Below are 23,128 nucleotides of genomic sequence, written 5' to 3'. Positions count from 1 at the left end.
TCCCCCGCCTCCTCCAGGCGCTCGGCCGCGTAGGCGCGGATGGTCTCCAGCATCGAGTAGCGGCCCGCGGGCGAGACCTGGACCAGCGACTTGTCGGCCAGCGCGCCCAGCACGTCCGCCGTGCTCCCGCACACCGACTCCACGGCCTCCAGCGTCGCGCCGCCCGCGAACACGGCCAGCCGCCGCGCCAGCACCCGTTCCCGCTCGTCGAGCAGGTCCCAGCTCCACTCCACCACCGCCCGGAGCGTCTGCTGGCGCGGCAGGGCGGTCCGGCTGCCGCCGGTGAGCAGCTCGAACCTGTCGCCGATCCGGTCGGCGAGCTGCTGAGGAGTCATGGTGCGCAGGCGCGCCGCCGCCAGCTCGATGGCCAGCGGCATGCCGTCCAGCCTGCGGCACAGGGACACCACCGCCGCCACGTTCGTGTCGTCCAGCGTGAAGCGCGGGCTCGCGGCGGCGGCCCGGTCGAGCAGCAGCCGGACCGACGGGTAGCCGCCGGCCTGCTCCGGATTCGCGCCGGCGGGCGGCGGTTCGAGCGGCGGGACGGGGGCCAGGTGCTCGCCCGGCAGGCTCAGCGGCTCCCTGCTGGTGGCCAGCACCCTGAGCGCCGGGCACTCGGTCAGCAGCCGCTCGGCCAGCACGGCGGCGGCGTTGACGAGGTGCTCGCAGTTGTCCAGGACGAGCAGCGCCGGGCGGCCGGCGAGCGCCTCGGCCACCTGCTCGACCGGGTCCTTGACGTCCTCGGGGCGGTGGTAGGCCGGGCGCTCGTCGCGCAGCCCGAGCGCGTCGCGCACGGCGCCGGGGACGTCGGCCGGGTCGCTGATCGGGGCCAGCTCGATCAGCCACGCGTCGTCGAGGTCGCTCTTGAGCGCCATCTCGGTGGCCAGCCGGGTCTTGCCCGCGCCGCCCGGGCCGACCAGCGTCACGATCCTGGTCCTGGCGAGCAGGTCGGTGAGCCGGCCCAGCTCGGCCTCGCGGCCGATGAAGCTGGTGCGCGGCGGCCGCACGTTGCCGCGCGCCCCCCGAACTCGCCCGTCGCGGCCGTGCCCGTTCTCGCCCTGCCGATCGAGACGCTGCCCATCAAGACGCTGCCCATCAAGACGCTGCCCATCAAGACGCTGCCCATCTGGAGCCTGCCGATCGCCCGCGCGGGTGAGTCGCGGCTCGCCGGACAGGACGGCCAGATGGGCGGCGCGCAGCTCGGGCCCCGGGTCGACGCCCAGCTCGCGAGCGAGCCTGCGGCGGGTGCGCTCGAACAGCTCCAGCGCCTCAGCCTGCCGCCCCGACCCGGCGAGCGCGCGCATGGCCAGCGCGGCCAGCCGCTCGCGCAGCGGGTTGGCGGCCAGCTCCGCCAGCAGCTCCACCGGCAACTCGGCGGCCAGGTCCGCCGGCGGATCAGCGGGCGCTCCGGCGGGCACCGGCCCGGACGCTCTCGCGGGCGCCCTGTCCGGCGCCGTCAGCCTGAGCTCGGCTCGGGACTCCACGGCGGACAGCCGCTCCTCCTCCAGCGCCGCCGCCACGTTCGCGAGCGGCTGCACGGCGGTCAGGTCGGCCAGCGCCCGCCCGCGCCAGAGCGCCAGCGCCCGGTCCACCCCGTCCGGCGTCCGCACCAGCCGGCGAAACAGCAACGCGTCCACGGAGTCGGCCGGCACGGCGAGCGCGTAGCCGCCGGGCCTGCTCTGCACCACCTCGTGCGGTCTCAGCGCCACCCGCAACCGCCTGACCAGCGTCTGCAGCGCGTTGGCGGCGTTGACGGGCGGCGCGTCCGGCCACAGGGCGTCGATCAGCCGCTCGGTCGTGACAGTGCGCCCGGCGTCGACCGCCAGCACGCCCAGCAGTGCCCGCAGCCGGAAGCCGCCGACCGCGACCGGCCCGCCGTCGCCCTCGACCTCCATCGGCCCCAGGATGGATATCCGCACATGTCACATCCTGCCCTGCCCGGCCTCCCACCGGCGGCACGGTCCGCACGACCACCCCTAGCCATGCGGACCGCGCACTCACCTGACGCGGCGAGCCCACGTGACAGCCAGCGCCGCCAGCCCCAGCACTCGCAGGCAGGCTCACCAAATTCATAGTAAACCAATAGGAATTAAGGGTAAAGAGCGTACGCCTCCTTCCCGGCAAGAAGTCTCAGACCTGCACGAGGGTGATGACGCCCGCGCCGAGCAGCGCCACCGCCCACATCCGATCCACGTTGAACCAGGCCCGCCGGAGCACGGCCAGCCCGGCCACCTTGTACACGATCACCGCGATCCCACCGGCCACCAGGAACATGGCCAGCGTGTGGTACGCCGCCACCCCCAGCCCGCCGGACACGGCGTGCCCCGCGTGACCCTCCGCGCTCAGCCCGGTGAACACCGGCAGTAGCATCAGCCCCGCGCCGTGCGCCGAGGACATCAGGAACGACCAGCCGGCCAGCTGCCACAGCGACAGCCGCATCCCCACCCACCGGAAGTGCCTGGACGACAGCAGCCGCCACAGGCCGAACCCCACCAGCACCACCCCGCAGGTCACCGAGAGCACGGTCCCGGTGACCAGGGAGCCGGTGGCGGCCACGACGAGCGCCACCAGGGCCACCGAGGCCAGGTGGCCGAGGGCGATCATCGGTATCGACTGGAGCAGCCGGTCGATGCTGCGCTCCTGAAGGCCGCGGGCCACGGCGAAGAGCCAGCCCATGGCCGGGTTGAGACCGTGGAAGGCGCCCAGCAGGAGCACCGTGGCAAGGGTCACGGGTAGCAGTAGGAGTCGGAGGAGGCGTCGCCGCCCTGGAGGCGCACCTGGTGGGGGCGCAGGCCGCGGAAGTCGTCGCCGTGCGGGAAGAACCGGGAGTCGAAGGTGAACGAGTCCGCGTCGATCTTGGCCATCCAGGCGCCGACGCCCTCGGGGTAGAACTGGTCGTCCCAGGAGCCGTACAGGGAGTTGGTCAGGTAGACGCGGCGGCCGTCGCGGCTCACCTCGACCATCTGCGGGCCACCGCGCGGGACGAACCCCGGGTCGGCCGGGTGCGGGGTCCGCCGGACGATCCCGCCGACGCGCAGCGAGCCCAGCTCCACCGGCTCGTACGGATCCGACACGTCGTACTGCTTGATCTCGCCGGTGCCCCAGCAGGAGACGTACAGGCGCTGGTCGTCCACCGAGAGCGCGATGTCGGTCACCAGGGGCGGCACCGCGCCGAACGGCTGGAGGAGCGGCGGGAGGAGGTCGGCCGCGGCCGGCTCGGCCGGGATGGAGATGACCTTGCGCGCCTGCCAGCGGCCGTCCTCGTGGAACCAGAGCCAGACCGAGGCCGAGAGGTCCTCGACGCTGGTGACCACGCCGACGAACCCGTACAGGCGGGTCGGGTCGTGGGCGGGGCGGAGCTCCAGCGGCATCTGGTACTCGTCGCCCAGATCGACCTCCTGGAGGTGCGTCCGCTTGCGGAGGTCCCAGAAGTGCAGCTTGTGGCCGTATTTGCGGCCGAGCAGCAGCTCCCCGACCACTCCGTCCTCGATCATCGACGGCGTGCCCCACTCCGAGGTGATCAGGACGTCCTGGTTGATGTGCCACCAGAAGTCGTAGGCCAGGTACTGGGGCCCCCTGTCCACCTCCCACTGCCCGACGACCTCGAACGAGGTGTGGTCGAGCACCGCGATGCCTCCGGGGCCGTCGCGGCCGTCGGCGCCGCCGACCGCGGAGACGTACAGGCCGTCGGGGCCGCAGTGGACGGTGTGCGGGCGCGAGTAGCCGGCCCGGGCGGCCAGCGCCTCCGCCTCGACGACCTTGACCAGCTCGGGGCTGACCCGGTCCTTGGTGTCGTAGATGTGGATGCGCGAGGAGCGCAGGCCGGGCACGACGAGGTAGCGGCGCTCGACGTGCGGGTGCGGCGCGTTGGGGCACAGGGCGCTGCTGCAGGCGTTCCACCCGAAGTGGTGCAGCTCGTCGCCGGTGTTCGGCAGGTCGGTCCAGCCGATCACCGTGCCGTAGGCGGAGGAGGAGGGGTCGGTGTCGAGCACGGCCAGCGCGTCCGGCCGCTCGGCGGCCCGGTCGAAGGCGGCGACGTAGGCGATTTTCTCGGAGGGAGCGCCGGCCGCGTCCCTGGGAGAGGGATAGAACGTGGGGTCGGGTGTCCAGAGAGTCATCTTTCCAGATATAGACCGATTCCCTACACGGTCAATAGGTATTGATCACCCGGACGCCTGCCGCCGGTTTACACGCACCCCTATTCGTGATGAATTCAGGAAATGACGGTGCAAGGCACGTGTGATCCGCGGTTCTCCCAGGTCGCGGAGGAGTTCGAGGCCAACCTCGCCGGCCGCGGCGAAGTGGGCGCGTCGGTGTGCGTGATCCTCGACGGCGAGGTCCTCGTGGATCTCTGGGGCGGCCAGGCCGCGCCCGGCCGCCCGTGGGAGCGGGACACGATCGGGCACGTCTGGTCGTGCACCAAGGGCGCGACGGCGATCTGCGCCCATGTGCTCGCCGCGCGCGGCGAGCTCGACCTCGACGCACCTGTGGTGCGCTACTGGCCCGAGTACGGCGCCCACGGCAAGGGCGGCACGCTCGTCCGGCACCTGCTCTCGCACCAGGCCGGGCTGCCCGCGCTGCGCGAGCCGCTGCCGCCCGGCGCCTTCTACGACTGGAAGCTGATGGCCGACAGGCTGGCGGGCGAGGAGCCGTTCTGGGAGCCGGGCACCCGGCACGGCTACCACGCGCTGACCTTCGGCTACCTGGTCGGCGAGGTCGTCCGGCGGATCAGCGGGCGCTCGCTCGGCACGTTCTTCCGCGAGGAGGTGGCCGAGCCGCTCGGGCTGGAGTTCTGGCTGGGGCTGCCGGAGGAGCAGGAAGGCAGGGTCGCGCCGACGATCCCGGCCGACCCGCCCGAGGCGCCGCCCGCGTTCTACGTCAAGGCGTTCACGGATCCCGCGTCCATCCCGGCACTGCTGCTGGCCCACGAGGGCGGCTACATGGCGCTCGGCGAGTCCGACAGCCGGGCGGCGCACGCCGCCGAGTCCGGGGCCGTCGGGGGGATCACGAACGCGCGGGGGCTGGCCGGCCTGTACCGGCCGCTGTCGCTCGGCGGCGGCGAGCTGTTCACCCCCGAGCATCTGGCGGCCATGTCGCTGACCACCTCGGCCGGCGCGGACGCGGTGCTGCTCGTGCCCACCCGGTGGGCGCTGGGCTTCACGAGGTCGATGGACAACCGGTACCTGCCGCCCGCCGACAGCGAGGGCGTGCTGATGTCGGGGACCGCTTTCGGGCACGCCGGGATGGGAGGATCCGTGGGGTTCTGCGATCCGGCCGCGCGGCTGGCGTTCGGCTACACGATGAACAAGCAGGGCCCGGGGCTCGGCGTCAACCCGCGCGGGCAGGCCCTGGTGGACGCCACGTACCGGGCGCTCGGCTATCAGCAGGTGTACGGCGGAATATGGCTCGCACCAGGCGACTAATCACGCGATACCGTGACATGTCACCAGTTCTTCCTCGGGAGCAAGCGGCATGTTCTTCGGTATCACCGACTTCTGGGCCTACGTGATCGGCGCCTTCCTGATCATCCTCCTGCCCGGCCCCAACTCTCTCTACGTGCTGAGCTTCGCCGCCCAGCACGGCGTCCGCCGGGGCTACCGGGCCGCGGCGGGCGTCTTCGTCGGCGACAGCGTGCTGATGTTCCTGGCCGCCGCGGGAGCCGCGTCCCTGCTCCGCTCGAACCCGCTGCTGTTCACGATCGTCAAGTACGCCGGCGCCGCGTACCTGGCGTGGATCGGCTTCCAGATGATCAGGGGCGCCTGGCGGGCCTGGCGTACCAGGTTCGCCGTGCCGGAGGAGTCGGCCGTGACCCTCGAACGCCAGCAGCGCCCGTTCCGCAAGGCGCTGACGATCAGCCTGCTCAACCCGAAGGCGATCCTGTTCTTCGTCTCGTTCTTCATCCAGTTCGTGGACCCGGCCTACCCCGCGCCCGCCCTGTCGTTCCTCATCCTGGGCGCGGTCATCCAGATCTTCAGCTTTCTCTACCTGACGGCCCTGATCTTCGGCGGCACTTTCCTGGCCGCGCAGTTCCGCCGGCACAAGCGGCTCAGCGCCGGGCTGACCTCGGGCGTCGGCGCCGTCTTCCTGGGCTTCGGCGCCAAGCTCGCCACCACGTCACTCGGATGAAACCAGGCATCAAGGCCCTGCTGGTTTCGTGAGGACCAGATGGAACGTGTCAAAAGAGGCAGTCGCACTCCGCCTCCTCGGGTACGGTAGGCCACCGGCGTGCTTCCCGGGACCCGGGTGAGGTCGATCTGGTTACAGCGACCGGTCCATCCGGAATGCCTTGTCCCCCGAACCCCGGGTAGACGCTGATCGTCGGCCTATCTGCGGAGCAGCCTTGAATCATCCTCCGGTAACCCTCCCACGCCTCACCGCCCTCGCCCGGCAGGCGGCTCCCAGGCTGCTCGAAGGCGTGGTCGCACCGCTGGCGGTGTTCTACCTGGCCATGATGGTGCTCGGCTTCAAGGGCGCGCTCGTCGCCACCGTCTCCTGGGTCTACCTCGGGGTGGCCTGGCGGCTGGTCAGGCGGGTCAAGGTGCCCGCCACGATGTACCTGGCAGCGTTCGCGATCACCGTCCGAGCTCTGGTCGGCTTCTGGACCGGCACCTGGATGTGGTTCTTCATCCAACCCGAGATGGGCACGATCTGCATCAGCATGGTCTTCCTGGCCTCCGTCCGGCTGAACAAGCCGCTCGTGCAGAAGCTCACGCTCGACTACATCCACCTGCCGTCGGCGGTGCTCAAGCACGAGCGGGTGCGCAGGTTCTTCGCCAGGATCACCCTGCTGTGGGCGTTCGTGCTGCTGGCCAACTCGACCCTGAGCATCGTGCTGGCGGTCTACGAGTCGCTGGCCGGCTCGCTCGGCGCGTTCATGGTGCTGCGCACGTCAGCGGTGGCCGTGATCAGCGGTCTGGCGATCGCGTTCTCGATCTTCGCCTTCAAGCGCGTCCTGCAGCGGCTGCACGTCTCCCACGCCTGAGACGTCCGGGACCGCTCGTGATCGCTCGACGAGCAGGAACGCCCCGCACATCCCCATGACCAGCCCGGCCAGCAGGCCGAACAGCTCCACGAAGTCCGTGACGCCACCGGCTCCCGCGCCGAGCGGCCCGCCGGCCGACCTGACGATCATCGCGTAGAGGCCCCAGCCGAACAGCGTGCCGGAGCCGAGCCAGGCCAGCACGAGCGGCCGCCAGAACGGGCCGCCCGCCCGCCGCCTGACCAGGGCGAGCAGCGCGACCGCACCCGCGATGGCGAGCAGGCCCTTGAACCCGTCCTGGAGGGCGGCGGCGAACGGCTCGGACACCGTCCAGGAGAGCCTGACCGCCCCGGCCGCCCCCGCCACCAGCAGCGCGCCCCACGCCACGACCTCCTGCAACGGCCTGGTCGCGCTGGTGAAGGGCAGGTCGAGCCGGGTGGTGAAGACGGCGGGCCAGCGCTCCCGGGAGTAGAGGGCGAAGGCCGCGATGAGTCCGCAGCCCTGCCCGACGAACCCGCCGTAGACCATCAGGTAGACCCACGGCGCGATGGGGCCGCCGCTGAACACCGCGGCCCCGCCCGCCGCCACCGCCACCGGAGCCGTGGCGACCACCACCGACAGCAGGCCCGTGCCCACCCACAGCGGCAGCAGCACGAGCCAGGCGGGCAGCCGCAGCCCCCACCGCGTGGCGAACGCCGGCGCCAGCACCAGCCCCACGGCGTCCATGCCGAAGGTCATCGCGTTGAGCCCGACCATCGCCGGATCGCTCATCAGCTCCGGGTCGGCGACGCCGATGGAGCTGCCTGTCAGCCAGAGGATCTTCAAGGTGAGATAGGGCAGCATGGCGGCGACCGCGATGATCACGGCGGTGACGCGGCCTGTTCCTGCTCTCTGCTCAGTCATGCTCCGAGCGTCGCGGGCCCGGCGGCCGGCCGCCTCCCGAGGCATGGGGATCCTCCTCCCCCTCAGGGGGGATGGGGGTGGTGACGGCCAGCTCGTACCCGTCGCCCACCGGGCCTGCGGTCAGCGTGCCGCCCGCGAGGCGGGCCCGCTCGCGCAGGCCCGCCAGGCCCAGGCCGCCGGGCGATGCGGTGGGGCGGGAGCGCGGCGGCCCGTTGCGCACGCTGACGCGGTGCGGCGAGAGCGAGACCGCCACGGCCGCGCCCGGCGCGTGCTTGGCGGCGTTCGTGAGCCCCTCCTGCACCACGGCGTGGGCCAGCGCGGGCACCGGCCCGGGGGCCGCTTCCAGCGTGACCGGCATGCCCGAGTCCTTCGCCCGCCGCACCAGGTCGGTGACGTCCTCGTCCACCGGGGCCAGCGGCGGCGCGTCGGCGTCCTCACGCAGCAGCCCGATGATGTGGCGCAGCCGCTCGGTGGCGTCGGCCGCCGCGACCCGCAGCTCCCCCGCGGCCTTCGCCTGCGCGGGGGCGAGCCCCTGGGCCACCTCCAGCCCGGCCGCCCGGACCGCGATCAGGGCCAGGTCGTGGCCGAGCGAGTCGTGCATGTCCCGCGCGATCCTGGCCCGCTCGCGCAGCCTCGCCTGCGCCTCGGCCGACAGCCTGGCCTGCCGCCGCTGCTGCAGCAGCTTGCGGCGCAGCATCCCGAACAGGTACGGCACCAGGTACGTGCCGGTCAGCCCGGTGCTCATGGACACCCACAGGCCCAGATCGCCGCCCCTGGCCAGCACCACGCCCACGCCGACGATCATGATCAGGCAGAACGCCAGCAGGGCCGGCCAGACCTTGGCCATCCGCCGCCCGGTCAGGTAGGCGTACCAGATGATGAACGGCGACGTGGCCAGCAGCGGGAGGATCTTGACGTCGCGCCGCGGCAGCAGCCAGCTCAGGTCCACGGTCGCGAACCCGTCGCCGAAGCGCCACGGCCCCAGCGGCACCAGCAGCACGAGTGCCGCCAGCGGCCAGGGCCGGCCGACCAGCACGGCCACCGTGTCCAGCGCCAGTCTGGGCACGGTCACCATGCCGAAGGCGGCGGGATCCTGGACGGGATCGGGCCCCATGGCCGCGGTGAAGACGCACAGCAGGGCCCAGAGCAGCACGTCGTAGACCACTTGGCGGCGGCTTTCCCGGCGCAACCGGCGCAGATGCTTCACCGCACCGACGGTAGCGGGCGAACCGGACCGCGTACTCCGCCGGAAGTCCAGCCCCGGACCTGACGAAAGTCGGGGTGGGGCGCGGGGCACCGTCGCGGTAGAGCTAACCCCACCCCGAAAGCGCCTACTTCCACTCCTGTGTCGCGCGGCCCGAACCGGTTTGATCGATGGTGTCACCCGGAGGTCGCGGCCCTGCCCCTGACGAAAGTAGGGGGTGGTGCCTGCCGATCGTCCGATGTGCCGTGACCTGCGGAGTTTCTACCTTCATGGGGTACTGGCCCTGACCCGTATCCGGGGAAGGGCCCGCGTTCGACCGGGGGCATCCCCGATGTCCCCCGGCCCCGGACGCCGACACGCTGTGTGAGTGCCCTAAAGATCGGAGTACACGCTCATGTCGCACGCCATCCTCGACCTGATCCAGCAGGTGATGTCGTCTCCCTGGCTCTATGCCGCGCTGTTCGCCCTGGCGCTGCTCGACGGGTTCTTCCCGATCGTGCCCGCCGAGACGTCAGTGATCACCGCCGCGGTCTTCGCCGCGACCGGCGAGACGAACCTGGCCCTGGTGATCGTGGTCGCGGCTCTGGGCGCGTTCGCGGGTGACCACATCTCGTACCTGATCGGCAGCAAGTCCGCAGGCCGGCTCCGTGACAAGAAGGCGTTCGTCTGGGCACGCGGCGCCCTGGCGGAGCGGGGCGGCCTCGTCCTCGTGGTGGCCAGGTACATCCCCGGCGGGCGTACCGCGACCACGCTGACCATGGGCGCGGTGCGGTATCCGCTGCGCTCGTTCACCTTCTTCGACGCGATCGCGGCGAGCTCGTGGGCGGTGTACTCCGGGCTGATCGGCTTCTTCGGCGGGATGGCCTTCGAGAACGACCCGATCAAGGGCCTGCTCCTCGGCCTGGGCATCGCCCTGTCCATCACCGCGCTCGTCGAGATCATGCGATGGGCCAGGAAGCGACGCGCCATCCAGGCTTCGCCAGAACGCCTTCCCGTGGACACGTCCGTTTGACCCTGCCTGGCAACCATCCGTCTGAAAGGAGTGCGCATGACTGTGCTGGCCGCGGTGATCGCCCTGGTCGGTTCGCTGTTCTTCGCGCTCGGGGCCGCTCTGCAGCAGTTCGAGGCGGTCGGCACCGCGAAGCCGGGGCTGCTCGCCCTGCTGCGCAGGCCGCGCTGGGTGTTCGGGGGCGTGTCCATCCTGGCGGGTGGCGGCCTGCACATCGTCGCCCTGGGGCTCGGCCCGCTCACCGTCGTCCAGCCGATGGGCGTGGCCAGCCTGCTGTTCGCCCTGCCCATCGCCGCCACGCTGCACGGCCGCAAGCCGTCGCGGCGGGAGCTGGCGGCGGCCGGGGTGGTCGCGGCCGGGCTGATCGGCCTCGTGCTGCTGGTCCCCGAGTCCGACGGTCCCACCTACCTCGGCCCGGACGGCGTGCTCACGCTGCTCGGCGTCTCCGGCGTCGCGGCCGTGCTGCTGTGGGCCGGCTCGAAGGCGGTCTCGCCCGCGGGCCGGGCGGCGCTGCTGGCGACCAGCTCGGGCGTGCTGTACGGCGCGACGGCCACGCTCGTGCGCGTGCTGGTGGACGGCACGTGGAACTGGTGGTACCTGCTGGCGCTGCCGATCCCCGCGCTGCTGGCGCTGATGATGCTCCAGCGCGCGTACGCCGTCGGCCACTTCGGCGTCTCGTTCGCCTCGCTCCAGATCGCCGACCCGCTGACGGCCGTGGCGTTCGGCGCGCTGCTGCTCGGCGAGCCGCTGCCGACCGGGATCGCCCCGATCGCGGCGGCGGCCCTGACCGCCGCGGGCACCGTCGCCCTGGCGCGGACCAGCCCGATGGAGGCCCACCGCGACCCTGCCTGATGTCTCCTGTTCTTCTTCTGCGCTCTTTCTTCCGGCCCTCCTCCGGCCGAGTCCCCTTGTGAAATCGGAGTCACCGTCATGGCCATGCCCCTGCATACCGTTTCCGACCAAGCCACCCTGGCCCCCGCCCCCGAGCGGCCCCGCCGGATCCTGATCTCGTCCGACACCTATCCCCCCGACGTGAACGGCGCCGCCTACTTCACCCACCGCCTGGCCACCGGCCTGGCCGCGCGCGGCAACGAGGTGCACGTCGTCTGCCAGTCCGACCTGGGCCCCGCCAGCGCCGACGTCGTGGACGGCGTGGTCGTGCACCGGCTGCGCTCGGCTCCCCTGCTGGTCCACCCGACCATGAGGGTCACCGTGCCGACCAGGCTGGACCGGCTGGTCGCCGGCATCGCGCCCGACGTGCTGCACACGCAGGGCCACTTCGTCGTCGGCCGGGCCGCCATCTCCGCCGCCCGCCGCGCCGGCGTGCCCATCGTGGCCACCAACCACTTCATGCCCGACAACCTCTTCCAGTTCGGACACATCCCCGACCGCCTGCGGGCCAAGGCGGGCCGCCTGGCCTGGCGCGACTTCGGCCGGATCTTCAACCGGGCCCAGCACATCACCACGCCCACCCCGTTGGCCGCCAGGCTCCTGGCCGAGCAGGGCTTCGCCCGGGAGGTGGAAGCGGTCTCCTGCGGGATCGACCTGACCAGGTTCCACCCGCACGCCGAGCCCAAGGCATGGGCGCGCAAGATGTTCGACCTGCCCGACCGGCCCACGATCCTGTTCGTCGGCCGCCTGGACGAGGAGAAGCGCCTGGACGAGGTGGTCCGCGCGCTGCCGATGGTGCTCAACGAGACCGACGCGCAGGTGGCGTTCGTCGGCAAGGGCAACCAGCGGGCGGACCTGGAGCGGCTGGCCAGGCGCATCGGGGTGGGCGACCGCGTGTTCTTCCTCGGCTTCGTGGCCGACGAGAACATGCCCCAGGCGTACGCCGCCGCCGACGTGTTCGCCATGCCGGGCGTCGCCGAGCTGCAGAGCATCGCCACCCTGGAGGCCATGGCGACGGGGCTGCCCGTCGTGGCCGCGGACGCGATGGCGCTGCCGCACCTGGTGTCCGGCAACGGCTACCTGTTCCCGCCGGGCGACGTGGTCTCGCTGGCCAGGCACCTGACGGAGATCCTCGCCGACGACGACCTGCGGACCAGGCTCGGCCGGGCCAGCAGGGAGCTGGCGCTGACCCACGACGACCAGTCCTCGCTCGCCCGGTTCGAGCGGATCTACGATGAGGTGGCTCGATGACCCCATGGCAGAGCGTCTGGGGCACCGTCGCCGGCACGGTGGTGTCCGCGTGCGCCCTCGCCTACGCGCAGGTCACACTGCCCGCGCAACCGCTGCTCAGCGACTACGCGCTGGTGTCGGGCGGGCTGCCGCCCGTGCTGATCGGGATGCTGGCGCTGGCGGGGGCGTGCCTGAGTCTCGCGTACGGCCTGGCGGCCAACGACCCGGCCCGCACCGCGGCCACCAGGGTGCTGCTGCTGGCCGGGGCGGCGGGGCTGATGATGAGCGCGATCTTCCCCACCGATCCCGGCTCGTCGCAGATCGGCTCGCTGTCCGGCGAGATCCACCGCTGGTCGGCGGCGGTCGTCTTCACCTCGCTGCCGGTCGCCGGCTGGGCCCTGGCCCGGGGCCGCGCGGCGGCGCCCAGGTGGAACACGGTCAAGGCCATGAGCGTGGCCTGCGCGATGACGCTGGCCGCCTACCTGGCGGCGCACCCGGCCACCCTCACCTCGCCGCTGATCGGCGGCGCGGCCTACTACGGGCTGCTGGAGCGCGCCGTGGTGCTGGCCGAGATGGTGCTGCTGACCACCATGGCGCTGGCCGCCACCGAGCGACGCCCGGCCGTGCGGGCCGGGACGGCCCCGCAGGAGGTGCCCGCCGCGGACGGGTCACAGCCCGAGCAGCAGGAACGACTCGCCGCCTGACACACTTCGACCGCCGGCGAAGGGACCGCGTTCTAGCGTGAGGCCATGCAGACAACGGGGCAGACAACGGGACAGATCGCAGGGCAGACCACAGGGCAGACCGCGCGGCGGATCACGCGGCACGCGGAGGCCGTGGCGGTGCTCGCCGACACCAGATACGTGCCACCTCCCGTACGCCAGGACGGCCAGGAGGGAACGCTCGCCTGGCTCCGCGCCCAGGTGTCCAGGTTCAGCACCGGGCAGGCGCACGCCGAGCGGCGGCGGCTGCTGACCGAGCGGCTGGCCGCCATCGACCCGGCCGGGCTGAGGCCCGCCGCCAGAGCCATGACCGAGGAGCGCGGCGGCGACTGGCGCGGCGTGCCGACTGCCGTGCTCGGAGCCGCGCTGGGCGTGCCGGACACCGCAGCCGTGCCCGCGGCCGCGGCCGGATACCTGTCCGGCGAGGAGAGCCGGGAGGCCGACGCCGCCGTCACGACACTGATCGAGCTGGCCGACCTTCCCGCGATCACGCTGCTGCTCCAGGGTCACGCCGCCGTGGAGGGGCTCATCGAGACCGCCCTCAAGCATGCCGAGCCCGGCGACGACGCCGAGGCGCTGCTGGAGGAGACGCTCAGGCAGGATCCGCCGCTCAAGGCGACGCGCAGGCTCGACACGCTGACCGGCGACGAGGTGACGATCGACCTGGTGGCCGCCAACCGCGACCCCGAGGTGTTCCAGGACCCCGCGCGCTTCGACCCGGCACGCGGCAGGAGCCCGCATCTGACCTTCGGCTCCGGCGTACGGCCCTGCCCCGCGCCCGCCCACGCGCTCGCGCTGGCCGCGGGCGTGCTCGACGCGCTGCTCGGCGGAGGAGCCCGATGAGCTTCGGCGACCTGCACCGCCCCGGCGACCCGCTGCTGCTGCCCAACGCCTGGGACTACGGCTCCGCCGCCGTCCTGGCCGCGCACGGCTTCCCGGCGATCGGCACGACCAGCCTCGGCGTGGCCGCCGTGCACGGCAAGCCGGACGCGGCCGGCGCGACCAGGGCGGAGACCATCGAGCTGGCCGAGGCGATCAGCGGCCTCGGCGTCCTGGTCACGGTGGACATCGAAGGCGGCTTCAGCGACGACCCCGCCGAGGTGTCGGACCTGGTCGCGAGCCTGGCCGCACTCGGCGTGGCAGGCGTGAACCTGGAGGACGGCCGGCCCGACGGCACGCTGCGCCCGGTGGAGCTGCACCAGCGGATCATCGAGGCGGCCAAGGGCCACGGCGTGTTCGTCAACGCCCGTACGGACACGTGCTGGCTCAAGACGGGTGACACGCGCGAGCGGGTGAGCGCGTACGGGCACGCGGACGGGATCTTCGTACCCGGGCTGAGCGACCTGGAGGAGATCGCCGAGATCGCCGCGCGCACGACGCTGCCGCTCAACGTCCTCTACCAGCCGGCCGGCCCGACGCTCGCGCAGCTCGCCGCGGCCGGGGTGGCCAGGGTGAGCACCGGCTCGCTGCTCTACCGGGCCTCGCTCCAGGGAGCCCTGGCGGCGGTGCTGGCCGCCCGCGGGGAGGAAGCGCCGCCGGCGCCGACATACGCCGAAATAACCGCGATGCTGCCGCAGCCACGATAATCGAGACATGCGCTTCCAGATCCTCGGGCCCACCAACGCGCTGGGCGGGGACGGCGAGCCGGTCGCGCTCGGGGGCCCCCGAGTGCGTGCCCTGCTGACGCTGCTCGCCCTGCACGCGGGCCGCGTCGTCAGCGCGGAGCAGCTCGTGGACGGCATGTACGGCCCCAGGCCCCCCGAGGGCGTCGCCAACGCGCTCCAGTCGCAGGTGTCCAGGCTGCGCCGGGCGCTGGGCAGGGACCTGGTGGAGTTCCACCCCGCCGGATACCGGCTGGTCGCCGACCCGCAGGACGTGGACGCGCGCAGGTTCGAGATGCTCGCACAGGCGGGCCGGCAGGCCCTGGCGGGCGGCGACCCCGGACAGGCGGCCACGCTCCTCCGCGAGGCACTGGAGCTGTGGCGGGGCGCGCCGCTGGCCGACGCCCCGCACGCCGAGGCCGCCGCGACGGCGCTGGCGGAGCTGCAGCTGACCGCCACCGAGGACCGTCTCCAGGCGGACCTCGACCTGGGCAGGCACCGCGAGCTGGTCGCCGAGCTGAGCCAGCTCGCCGCCGCACATCCGCTGCGCGAGCGGCTGCGCGCCCAGCTCATGCGGGCCCTGTACGGCAGCGGCCGCCAGGCCGAGGCGCTGACCGTCTACGACGAGGCCAGGAAGCTGCTGGACGACGAGCTCGGCGTCGAGCCGGGGGCCGAGCTGGCGGCGGCGCACCTGGCCGTGCTCAGGGCCGATCCGGCGCTCGGCACGCCCCTGCCGGCCGGAGCCCCCGCCGCGCGGCGCTCGCCCAGGCAGGGGGTGCGCGCCCAGCTCACCAGCTTCGTGGGCCGGGCCGGCGAGCTCGATCAGCTGGGCGAGCGGCTGCGCGCGAGCCGGCTGGTCACGCTGATCGGGCCGGGCGGCGCGGGCAAGACCCGGCTGGCGACCGAGGCGGCCGAGCGCGCCACCGGCGACGTGTGCTTCGTGCCGCTCGCCCCGGTCACCGACGGCGCCGACGTGGCCAGGGCCGTGCTGGCCGCGCTCGACATCCGCGACGCGACGCTGCACCATTCCGGCCGCCCGGTCGTGGACCCGGGCACCAGGCTGCTCACCGCGCTGGCCGATCGCAGCCTGCTGCTGGTGCTGGACAACTGCGAGCACCTCGTGGCCGCCACGGCCGAGCTGGCGGACCTGCTGCTGGCCGCCTGCCCCGGGCTGCGCGTGCTGGTGACCGGGCGCGAGGCCCTGGGCATCACCGGGGAGTCGATCCTGCCGGTGTCGCCGCTGCGGCTGCCGCCGCCCGACGCGGACGACCCGCTGGACTACCCGGCCGTCCAGCTGTTCGCCGACCGGGCCGCCGCGGTGCGGCACGGCTTCACCGTGGACGCGGACAACGCGGCGCAGGTCGTGCGCATCTGCCGGGCGCTCGACGGGCTCCCCCTGGGCATCGAGCTGGCGGCGGCCCGGCTGCGTACGCTGTCGGTCTCGGACATCGCGGCCCGGCTGGACGACCGGTTCAGGCTGCTGGCGCGCGGCAGCCGTACGGCGCTGCCCCGGCACCAGACGCTGCGCGCGGTCGTCGCCTGGAGCTGGGACCTGCTCGACGAGAGCGAGCAGCGGCTGGCCAGGCGGCTGTCGGTGTTCGTGGGCGGGGCGCGGCCCGAGGCGGCCGAGCGGGTGTGCGGGCTGCCGGAGGAGGTGCTGTTCTCGCTGGCGGAGAAGTCGCTGGTGGAGTACGTCGACGGCCGTTACCGGATGCTGGAGACGATCAAGGCGTACTGCGCGGAGCGGCTCGCGGAGGCGGGCGAGGTGGCCGAGCTGCGCGACGCGCACGCCGACTACTACCTCGACCTGGTCGTCAAGGCCGATCCGCTGCTGCGCACCCGCGAGCAGCTGGAGTGGCTGGCCCGGCTCGACGAGGAGAGCGACGACCTCAGCGCGGCGGCCCGCTGGGCCACCGAGTCGCGGCGGCTGGAGCTGGGGCTGCGGCTGCTGGCCTACAGCGCCTGCTACTGGTGGATGCGCGGCCACCGCGTCACCAGCGCGAGCCTGGCCACCGAGCTGCTGGCCGCGCTCGGCGCCACCCGGTTCGAGGGGCTGGAGGAGGAGTTCGCCATGTGCGTGCTCATCACCGCCTGGACCGGGCGCATCGACGACCAGGTGCGCGAGCGGCTGGCGGAGGTGCGCGAGCTCCTGCCCGTCACGTACCTGCCCGTGCGGGTGGAGTTCCTGATGATGCTCCTGTCCATGCTCACGGGGCCGCCCAGCAACTTCGAGGAGACCTACGGCGCGCTCATGACGCTGGCCAGTGCCCTGCCGCCCTGGCCGCGGGCGCTGTCCTACAGCGGCGCGGCGTTCGTGCTCCAGGTCATGGGCCGCGTCGACGAGGCGGTGGCCCAGTTCGAGCTGAGCAGGGCCGCGTTCAAGGCCATCGGAGAGCGCTGGGGCACCGCGCTGGTGCTGTCCGGGCTCGGCTCGCTGAACCAGGAGCAGGGCGACTACACCGCCGCGTACGCGCTGGCTGACGAGGCGGTGGCGCTGGCGCGCGAGCTGGACGCCAACACGGAGATCGCGGAGAACCTGTGCCGGCGCGGCGACGCGCTGTTCGGCCTGGCCGACACGGCGGGCGCGCAGGCCGAGTACGTGCTCGCCGCCGAGCTGTCACGCAGGAACGGCTCGGTGGAGATCCTGGCCTGGGCGCATTGCGGCATGGGCGTGGTGGCGCTGTCCCGCGGCGACCTGGACGAGGCCCGCTCCTTGCTGACCCGGGCCCGCGACGAGTGCCCGGACGACTGGTACAGCACCAGGGAGATCCGCGTCCGCATCGACGCCGCGCTCGCCGAGCTCAGCCGGACGGTCAGCGGACGGTAGGCCATCCGTCAGCCGCCTTCCCGACAGTGGACGGCATGAAGAACAAATGGTCCAGCCTGGCCATCGCGTGCCTGGCCACCCTCCTCCTCTCGCTCGACCTCACGGTCCTGCATCTGGCCCTGCCCAGCCTGGTGACCGATCTCGGCGCCAACTCCACGCAGCTGCTGTGGATCGGCGACATCTACGGCTTCGCGCTGGCCGGCCTGCTCGTCACCATGGGCAACCTGGGTGACCGCATCGGGCGCAAGCGGCTGCTCCTGATCGGCGCGGCCGCGTTCGGCGCGGCCTCGGTCGTGACCGCGTACGCGCCCAGCGCCGAGCTGCTCATCGCGGCCAGGGCGCTGCTCGGCGTGGCCGGCGCCACGATCATGCCGTCCACCCTGTCGATCATCCGCAACGTGTTCACCGATCCGGGCGAGCGGACCGCGGCGGTCGGCATCTGGAGCGGGATGAGCGCGGCCGGCTTCGCCGTGGGCCCGGTCGTCGGGGGCGTGCTGCTCGACCACTTCTGGTGGGGCTCGGTCTTCCTGATCAACGTGCCGATCATGGCGCTGGTCCTGGCCGGCGGGATCCTGGTGCTGCCCGAGTCGCGCAACCCGGACGCGGGCCGGCTGGACCTGCCCAGCGTCGTCCTGTCCTTCGCCGGTGTCGTGACGGTCGTCTACGCCGTCAAGGAGGCCGCGCACAAGGGCGTCGAGCACGCCGACGTCCTGGTGGCGGGTGTGGGCGGGGTGGCGCTGCTGGCGTTGTTCGTCTGGCGGCAGACGCGGCTGGCCGAGCCCCTGATCGACGTCCGGCTGTTCGCCAGGAGGGCCTTCAGCGCCTCCATCCTCACGAACCTGCTGGCGATCTTCGCGATGTCGGCCATGATGCTGATGTTCGCCTGGTATCTCCAGCTCGTGCTCGGCTGGTCACCGCTCCAGGCGGGGCTGGCCCAGCTCCCCGGCGGCCTGTGCGGCGCGGTGGGCGGGATCCTGGCCGCCCGGCTCATCGGCCCGCTCGGCCGGAACGGCGTGGTCGCGCTGGGCCTGGCCATGAACGCGGGCTCGTTCCTCTTCTACACCACGCTCGGGACCGAGCTGAACTACCTCACCCTGCTGCCCGCCATGGTGATCGGCGGCGCCGGCGTCGGGTTCGCCTTCACCGTCAACAACGACAACGTGCTCGCCACCGCGCCCGTGCAGCGCGCCGGGGCGGCGGCGGCCGTGTCGGAGACGGCGTTCGAGCTGGGCGGGGCGCTCGGCATCGCGATCCTCGGCACCGTGCTGAACAGTGCCTACCGGGCGAACCTGGTGCTTCCCGCCGGGGTGTCCGGCGAGGCCGCGCAGGAGTCGATCGCCGGTGCCGTGGGCGTGGCCGCCGGGCTGCCGCCCGAGCAGGCCGGGCAGCTCATGCGGTCGGCGCAGGCCGCCTTCATCGAGGGCGTTCACCTCACGTCGTTCGTCACGGCGGGCCTGCTGGCCGTGGTGGCGCTGCTCGCGCTGGTGGGGCTGCGCGGCGTGCCGAAGGTCATCCCCGAGGAGGTGCTGGCGCGGGCGCACTCCTGATCCGGGCGCAGGCTGCGGATCCTGCTCAGCACCACCATGGCGGCCAGGCCCGTCGTCAGCGGGGCGACCACGAAGGCCAGGGAGGGGCCCACGTGGTCCACGAGCTGCCCAGCCGTCGCGGCGCCCGCCGCCATGCCGAGCCCGATGGCCCCGTTCAGCCAGGTGAACGCCTCGGTCCTGACCTCGGCGCGGACCAGCCCGTCGATGAGGGTGTAGCCGGTGATCACCACGGGGGCGATCACCAGGCCGGCCAGGGCGGCGGCGCCGTACAGGAAGGGGATCGAGCCGGCCAGAGTGAGCACGCTGGTCGCGACGGCGAGCAGGGCCAGGCCGGCCACCAGCCGGGAGCGCGCGGGCACGCGCCAGCGGGCGGCGCCGTAGAGCAGCCCGCCGAGCATGCTCGCCCCCGAGAACACGCCGTAGACCGGGCCCGCGGCGGCGGGCGCGCCGAGGGCGGCGGTGAGCGAGGTGACGCCCACCTGGAGGCTGCCGAAGACCGACCCCATCGCCAGGAACGCCACCGCCAGCGGCCCCACGCCGCGCAGCCGCAGCACGCCGCCCGCCGAGGTGAGCCGGATCGGCGACGGCTCGGGCGCGCCCGTCCTGACCGCAGCGAACGTCACGGTGCCCGCCACGATCAGCACGAGCGCGACCAGCAGCGCCACGACCGGCGAGTACGCCGTGGACAGGCCCACCAGCAGCACGGGCGCCAGCGTGAACGTCAGCTCGTCGGTCACCGACTCCACCGCGAACGCCGTGTTCAGCCGGCGCGTCCCGCCGAGCCGGTGCGCCCAGCGGGCCCTGACCATGGCGCCCACCTGCGGGCTCGACGCCCCGGCCAGCGCGGCCACGGCCACCAGCAGGGGCGCCCCCGCGTGGGCGGCGGCCAGGGCGAGCAGGCCGCCCAAGGCCAGCGCGTGCACGCTCACCTGCGGCAGCAGCACCTTGGCCTGCCCGTGCCGGTCGGCCAGGCGGCCGGTTCTGGGGCCGACGATCGCCTGCGAGATCGCGGCCGCCGCGGCGGCGACGCCGGCCGGGCCGTACGCGCCGGTGGACCACTGGACCAGCAGCAGGATGCCCATCTGGGTCATCGCGAACGGCAGCCGGGCCACCAGCGCGGGAGCGAGGAAGCGCCAGGCGCCGGGCGTGGCCAGCACGTCGAGGTAGGACCTCAAGGGTCTCCGTCCAGGTCATGACGGAGCCGTCTCCCGATAGGAGCGCACCGTCGTGGTGGGCTTCGACCGGGGTGATACCGGCAGGTGGCCGGCCGCCGAGCGGTCAATCAAAACGCATTCGAACCAGTCAAACGCGACAAACCCCCATCCTATGCCGCCGCGGCGACATGACTTAATTCACTCAGTGTTGACTTCAACGCCGTTGAGATTTACCGTCGAGGCCAGGAGGCGGACATGGATGTGATCCGGAAATTTGCTGCTATCGAGGGCTCGATGCTCGCCGAGGTCGGCGGCAAGGCGGCCAACCTCGGCGTGCTCACCAGGGCCGGGCTGCCGGTCCCGCCGGGGTTCTGCGTCACGACGGAGGCCTACCGCCGGATCGCCGCCGGGCTCGACGACGTGTCCGACGCGGCGCGGGCCCGCCGGCACATTCTCGAGACCCCGATCCCCGGCGACATCGCCCGCGCGGTGGTGGCCGCCCTGCCCGAGGGCCCGGTCGCGGTCCGCTCGTCGGCCACCGCCGAGGACCTGCCGTACGCGAGCTTCGCCGGCCAGCAGGACACCTACCTCAACGTGGTGGGCCCCGAGGCCGTGCTCGACGCCGTGCGGCGCTGCTGGGCCTCGCTCTGGACCGACCGCGCGGTGGCCTACCGCGACTCGAACGGCATCGACCACCGCTCGGTCCGCCTGGCCGTGGTCGTCCAGGAGATGGTGCAGTCGGCGACGGCGGGCGTCATGTTCACCGCGAACCCGATCACCGGCCGCCGCCACCAGGCCGTCATCGACGCCGCCCCCGGGCTGGGCGAGTCCGTGGTCTCGGGGGCGGTCAACCCCGACCACTTCACCGTGGACCCGGACACGGGCCGGGTGCTGGAGCGGCGGCTCGGCGACAAGCGGCTGGCCGTACGGTCCCTGCCGGGCGGCGGCGTCGAGCACGTCACCCGCAACGACGTAGACGCCGGGGCGGCGTGTCTCACCGACGCCCAGCTCCGCGAGCTGGCCGCGCTCGGCGCGCGGGTCGAATCCCTGTACGGCGCGCCGCAGGACACCGAATGGGCCTTCGACGCCTCAGGGCGGCTCTGGCTCACCCAGGCCAGGCCCATCACGACGCTGTTCCCGCTGCCGGACGAGCGGCGCGACGGGCTGCGCGTCTACTTCTGCTTCAGCGTGGCCCAGGGCGTCTTCAGGCCGTTCACGCCGATGGGCATGGCGGCGGCGCGGGCCATGTCGTCGGGGGTGTCGGAGCTGTTCGGCAGCCCGGTGGCCACGCCGCTGGCCGGGGCGCCGGCGTTCACGGAGTCGGCGGGACGGCTGTTCATCGACGCCACGGGCGTGCTGCGCAGCCGGGTCGGGCGGGCGATCGTGCCCCGCGTGTTCGACTTCATGGAGGCAAGGTCGGCGCGGGTCCTGCGCGGGCTGTTCGACGACCCGCGGCTGAGCGTCACCCGGACGTCCTGGGCCCCGTTCGCGCGCCGGCTGCTCAAGATCATGGCCAGGAACCGGGTGCCGATCACGCTCCTGCGCGCGCTGGCCGATCCCGCGGGCGCCGAACGGCGAGCGCGCCGCCAGGCCGCCGCGCACCTCGCCAGGCTCGCCCCGCCGGCCGGCGCGTCGGTGGCCGAGCGGGTCGATCACGTGGCTACCGCGCTGGTCAGGGACGTCGTGCCGATCGCGCCGCGGATCTTCCCCGTGGCCGTGGGCGCGGCGCCCATGCTGCTGCTCGCCTCGCGGCTGCTGAAGGGGCGGGCCACGCCGGCCGACCTCCAGGTCGTGCTGCGCGGCGTGCCCCGCAACGTGACCACGGAGATGGACCTGGAGCTGTGGGCGCTGGCGCAGCGGCTGCGGCGCGACCCCGAGGTGGCCGCCCGCTTCCTGAGCGAGCCCGCGGACGTGCTGGCCCGCGAGCCGCTGCCGGCCCCGGTGCGGGAGTTCCTCAGCGTGTACGGCCACCGCGCCGTGGCCGAGATCGACCTCGGCCTGCCCCGCTGGTCGGAGGACCCCACGCACGTCATCGGCATGATCGCCAACTACCTGCGGCTGGAGGATCCGGCGCTGGCCCCCGACGCGCTCTTCGCCAAGGGCGCGGCCGAGGCCGAGGCCATGATCGAGGAGCTGGCCAGGCGGGCCGGCGGGCTGCGCGGCCGGCTGGTGCGCTTCGCGCTGGGACGGGCCAGGGAGCTGGTGGGGGTGCGGGAGCTGCCGAAGTTCCTGATCGTGCAGATCTTCGCCGAGCTGCGGGCGCAGCTGCTCGGCGTGGGCGTGGAGCTGGCCGCGAAGGGGCTGCTGGCGGCGGCCGATGACGTGTTCTTCGTGACGCTGGCGGAGGCCAAGTCCGGCACGGACCTGCGCGGCCGGGTCGCCGAGCGGCGCGAGCGCTACGAGCGGGAGCTGCGGCGCCGGCACCTGCCAAGGGTCCTGCTGTCCGACGGCACGGAGCCCGAGGCTGTGGCGTCAGGCGGGGCGTCCGGTGGGGCGTCCGGTGGGGCGTCCGGTGGGGCGTCCGGTGGCGAGGCCGATGGCGCGCTGACCGGCTCCCCGGCGTCGCCCGGTCAGGTCACGGGGATCGCCCGGGTGGTGCTCGACCCGGTGGGCGCGAAGCTGGAGCCCGGCGAGATCCTGGTGTGCCCGTCCACCGACCCCGGATGGACCCCGCTGTTCCTGACGGCCGGCGGGCTGGTCATGGAGATGGGCGGGCCGAACTCGCACGGCGCCGTGGTGGCCCGCGAGTACGGCATCCCGGCCGTGGTCGGCGCCCCGCACGCGACGGACCGCGTCCAGACCGGCCAGACGATCACCGTGGACGGCACGTCAGGCATCGTGACCATCGAGGACGACACGGCGGACGCCGCAGCGGACCACACGGCGGACCACACGGCGGACCACACGGCGGACACCGGCATGACGTCGTCGAGCCAGCGGAACGCACCCGTCGCCTGACCTCCGGCAAGCCGCAGGCCGGGCGTTCAGGGGCCTGACCCGGGCAGAGCCCGACCAGGCCGAGGGCCAGCCGGACACAGGGTGGCCGGACACAAGACCTTCAGGG

At 73.2% G+C, this 23,128-nt stretch carries 17 protein-coding genes and 1 pseudogene; 12 read left to right on the top strand and 6 right to left on the bottom strand.

What is annotated here, in order from left to right; all coding sequences use genetic code 11:
• The 3 genes from ETD85_RS42580 to ETD85_RS42570 form a co-directional block, all read right to left on the bottom strand.
• The coding region (locus tag ETD85_RS42580; RefSeq protein WP_138695524.1) for an AfsR/SARP family transcriptional regulator at positions 1 to 1,916 on the bottom strand (1,916 nt) is incomplete at its 3' end.
• Between the two features lie 211 nt (positions 1,917 to 2,127).
• Positions 2,128 to 2,727, bottom strand: a complete 600-nt coding sequence (locus ETD85_RS42575) for a hypothetical protein (RefSeq protein ID WP_138695523.1) — start codon at positions 2,725 to 2,727, stop codon at positions 2,128 to 2,130.
• Complete coding sequence (locus ETD85_RS42570) at positions 2,724 to 4,115, bottom strand: selenium-binding protein SBP56-related protein (protein WP_138695522.1); 1,392 nt, start codon at positions 4,113 to 4,115, stop codon at positions 2,724 to 2,726. Before ETD85_RS42570 ends, ETD85_RS42575 begins: the two co-directional genes overlap by 4 nt.
• Before the next feature lie 108 nt (positions 4,116 to 4,223).
• On the opposite strand from ETD85_RS42570, the gene ETD85_RS42565 reads away from it, so the two are divergent.
• The 3 genes from ETD85_RS42565 (at position 4,224) to ETD85_RS42555 (ending at position 6,979) form a co-directional block, all read left to right on the top strand.
• Positions 4,224 to 5,420 (top strand): serine hydrolase domain-containing protein, encoded by a 1,197-nt coding sequence (locus ETD85_RS42565; RefSeq protein ID WP_206059216.1) that lies wholly within the window; start codon positions 4,224 to 4,226, stop codon positions 5,418 to 5,420.
• Between the two features lie 49 nt (positions 5,421 to 5,469).
• A complete protein-coding gene (leuE, locus tag ETD85_RS42560; protein WP_138695520.1) occupies positions 5,470 to 6,123 on the top strand; it encodes a leucine efflux protein LeuE in 654 nt (217 codons plus the stop codon).
• A gap of 214 nt (positions 6,124 to 6,337) precedes the next feature.
• Positions 6,338 to 6,979, top strand: coding sequence for a VC0807 family protein (locus ETD85_RS42555; RefSeq protein WP_138695519.1), 642 nt, complete (start codon positions 6,338 to 6,340; stop codon positions 6,977 to 6,979).
• On the opposite strand, the gene ETD85_RS42550 is transcribed toward ETD85_RS42555, so the two are convergent.
• Complete coding sequence (locus tag ETD85_RS42550; RefSeq protein WP_138695518.1) at positions 6,887 to 7,879, bottom strand: hypothetical protein; 993 nt, start codon at positions 7,877 to 7,879, stop codon at positions 6,887 to 6,889. The two genes, ETD85_RS42555 and ETD85_RS42550, sit on opposite strands and share 93 nt — an antisense overlap.
• The gene (locus ETD85_RS42545; RefSeq protein WP_206059215.1) at positions 7,872 to 9,086 is read right to left on the bottom strand and encodes a sensor histidine kinase; all 1,215 of its coding nucleotides are present in this window, start codon (positions 9,084 to 9,086) and stop codon (positions 7,872 to 7,874) included. Before ETD85_RS42545 ends, ETD85_RS42550 begins: the two co-directional genes overlap by 8 nt.
• Positions 9,087 to 9,477: 391 nt before the next feature.
• On the opposite strand from ETD85_RS42545, the gene ETD85_RS42540 reads away from it, so the two are divergent.
• The 8 genes from ETD85_RS42540 to ETD85_RS42505 all read left to right on the top strand — a co-directional run bounded on the left by ETD85_RS42540 (position 9,478) and on the right by ETD85_RS42505 (position 18,910).
• Positions 9,478 to 10,095: a DedA family protein gene (locus tag ETD85_RS42540; RefSeq protein WP_138695517.1), complete on the top strand. Its 618-nt coding sequence runs from the start codon at positions 9,478 to 9,480 to the stop codon at positions 10,093 to 10,095.
• Between the two features lie 36 nt (positions 10,096 to 10,131).
• Positions 10,132 to 10,944: a DMT family transporter gene (locus tag ETD85_RS42535; RefSeq protein WP_240779788.1), complete on the top strand. Its 813-nt coding sequence runs from the start codon at positions 10,132 to 10,134 to the stop codon at positions 10,942 to 10,944.
• Between the two features lie 78 nt (positions 10,945 to 11,022).
• Positions 11,023 to 12,234: a glycosyltransferase gene (locus ETD85_RS42530; RefSeq protein ID WP_138695516.1), complete on the top strand. Its 1,212-nt coding sequence runs from the start codon at positions 11,023 to 11,025 to the stop codon at positions 12,232 to 12,234.
• The gene (locus ETD85_RS42525) at positions 12,231 to 12,917 is read left to right on the top strand and encodes a DUF998 domain-containing protein (RefSeq protein WP_138695515.1); all 687 of its coding nucleotides are present in this window, start codon (positions 12,231 to 12,233) and stop codon (positions 12,915 to 12,917) included. Before ETD85_RS42530 ends, ETD85_RS42525 begins: the two co-directional genes overlap by 4 nt.
• 45 nt (positions 12,918 to 12,962) lie before the next feature.
• A complete protein-coding gene (locus ETD85_RS42520; protein WP_138695514.1) occupies positions 12,963 to 13,778 on the top strand; it encodes a cytochrome P450 family protein in 816 nt (271 codons plus the stop codon).
• Entirely contained in the window at positions 13,775 to 14,521 is a 747-nt protein-coding gene (locus tag ETD85_RS42515; RefSeq protein WP_138695513.1) for an isocitrate lyase/PEP mutase family protein, read from the top strand. Before ETD85_RS42520 ends, ETD85_RS42515 begins: the two co-directional genes overlap by 4 nt.
• Before the next feature lie 7 nt (positions 14,522 to 14,528).
• Positions 14,529 to 17,363, top strand: a complete 2,835-nt coding sequence (locus ETD85_RS42510; RefSeq protein ID WP_138695512.1) for an AfsR/SARP family transcriptional regulator — start codon at positions 14,529 to 14,531, stop codon at positions 17,361 to 17,363.
• A gap of 35 nt (positions 17,364 to 17,398) precedes the next feature.
• Entirely contained in the window at positions 17,399 to 18,910 is a 1,512-nt protein-coding gene (locus tag ETD85_RS42505) for an MFS transporter (protein ID WP_138695511.1), read from the top strand.
• Between the two features lie 14 nt (positions 18,911 to 18,924).
• Here the strand turns inward: ETD85_RS42505 and ETD85_RS67360 are convergent.
• Positions 18,925 to 19,719: pseudogene (locus tag ETD85_RS67360) on the bottom strand (MFS transporter); the annotation flags it as partial.
• Positions 19,720 to 20,319: 600 nt separating this feature from the next.
• On the opposite strand from ETD85_RS67360, the gene ETD85_RS42495 reads away from it, so the two are divergent.
• Positions 20,320 to 23,022, top strand: a complete 2,703-nt coding sequence (locus tag ETD85_RS42495; protein WP_138695509.1) for a PEP/pyruvate-binding domain-containing protein — start codon at positions 20,320 to 20,322, stop codon at positions 23,020 to 23,022.
• Positions 23,023 to 23,128: the final 106 nt, after the last annotated feature.

Source organism: Nonomuraea zeae (assembly GCF_005889725.1).
Classification (GTDB): domain Bacteria; phylum Actinomycetota; class Actinomycetes; order Streptosporangiales; family Streptosporangiaceae; genus Nonomuraea; species Nonomuraea zeae.
The sequence above is the reverse complement of the archived record's forward strand: the minus strand, read 5'-3'. Positions and strand labels throughout refer to the sequence as shown.

Bases quoted from the DNA above. Each gene is read 5' to 3' on its own strand.
- ETD85_RS42570 (WP_138695522.1), bottom strand. From the start codon at position 4,115: ATGACTCTCTGGACACCCGACCCCACGTTCTATCCCTCTCCCAGGGAC.
- leuE (WP_138695520.1), top strand. From the start codon at position 5,470: ATGTTCTTCGGTATCACCGACTTCTGGGCCTACGTGATCGGCGCCTTC.
- ETD85_RS42550 (WP_138695518.1), bottom strand. From the start codon at position 7,879: ATGACTGAGCAGAGAGCAGGAACAGGCCGCGTCACCGCCGTGATCATC.
- ETD85_RS42540 (WP_138695517.1), top strand. From the start codon at position 9,478: ATGTCGCACGCCATCCTCGACCTGATCCAGCAGGTGATGTCGTCTCCC.
- ETD85_RS42535 (WP_240779788.1), top strand. From the start codon at position 10,132: ATGACTGTGCTGGCCGCGGTGATCGCCCTGGTCGGTTCGCTGTTCTTC.
- ETD85_RS42530 (WP_138695516.1), top strand. From the start codon at position 11,023: ATGGCCATGCCCCTGCATACCGTTTCCGACCAAGCCACCCTGGCCCCC.
- ETD85_RS42525 (WP_138695515.1), top strand. From the start codon at position 12,231: ATGACCCCATGGCAGAGCGTCTGGGGCACCGTCGCCGGCACGGTGGTG.
- ETD85_RS42520 (WP_138695514.1), top strand. From the start codon at position 12,963: ATGCAGACAACGGGGCAGACAACGGGACAGATCGCAGGGCAGACCACA.
- ETD85_RS42515 (WP_138695513.1), top strand. From the start codon at position 13,775: ATGAGCTTCGGCGACCTGCACCGCCCCGGCGACCCGCTGCTGCTGCCC.
- ETD85_RS42510 (WP_138695512.1), top strand. From the start codon at position 14,529: ATGCGCTTCCAGATCCTCGGGCCCACCAACGCGCTGGGCGGGGACGGC.
- ETD85_RS42505 (WP_138695511.1), top strand. From the start codon at position 17,399: ATGAAGAACAAATGGTCCAGCCTGGCCATCGCGTGCCTGGCCACCCTC.
- ETD85_RS42495 (WP_138695509.1), top strand. From the start codon at position 20,320: ATGGATGTGATCCGGAAATTTGCTGCTATCGAGGGCTCGATGCTCGCC.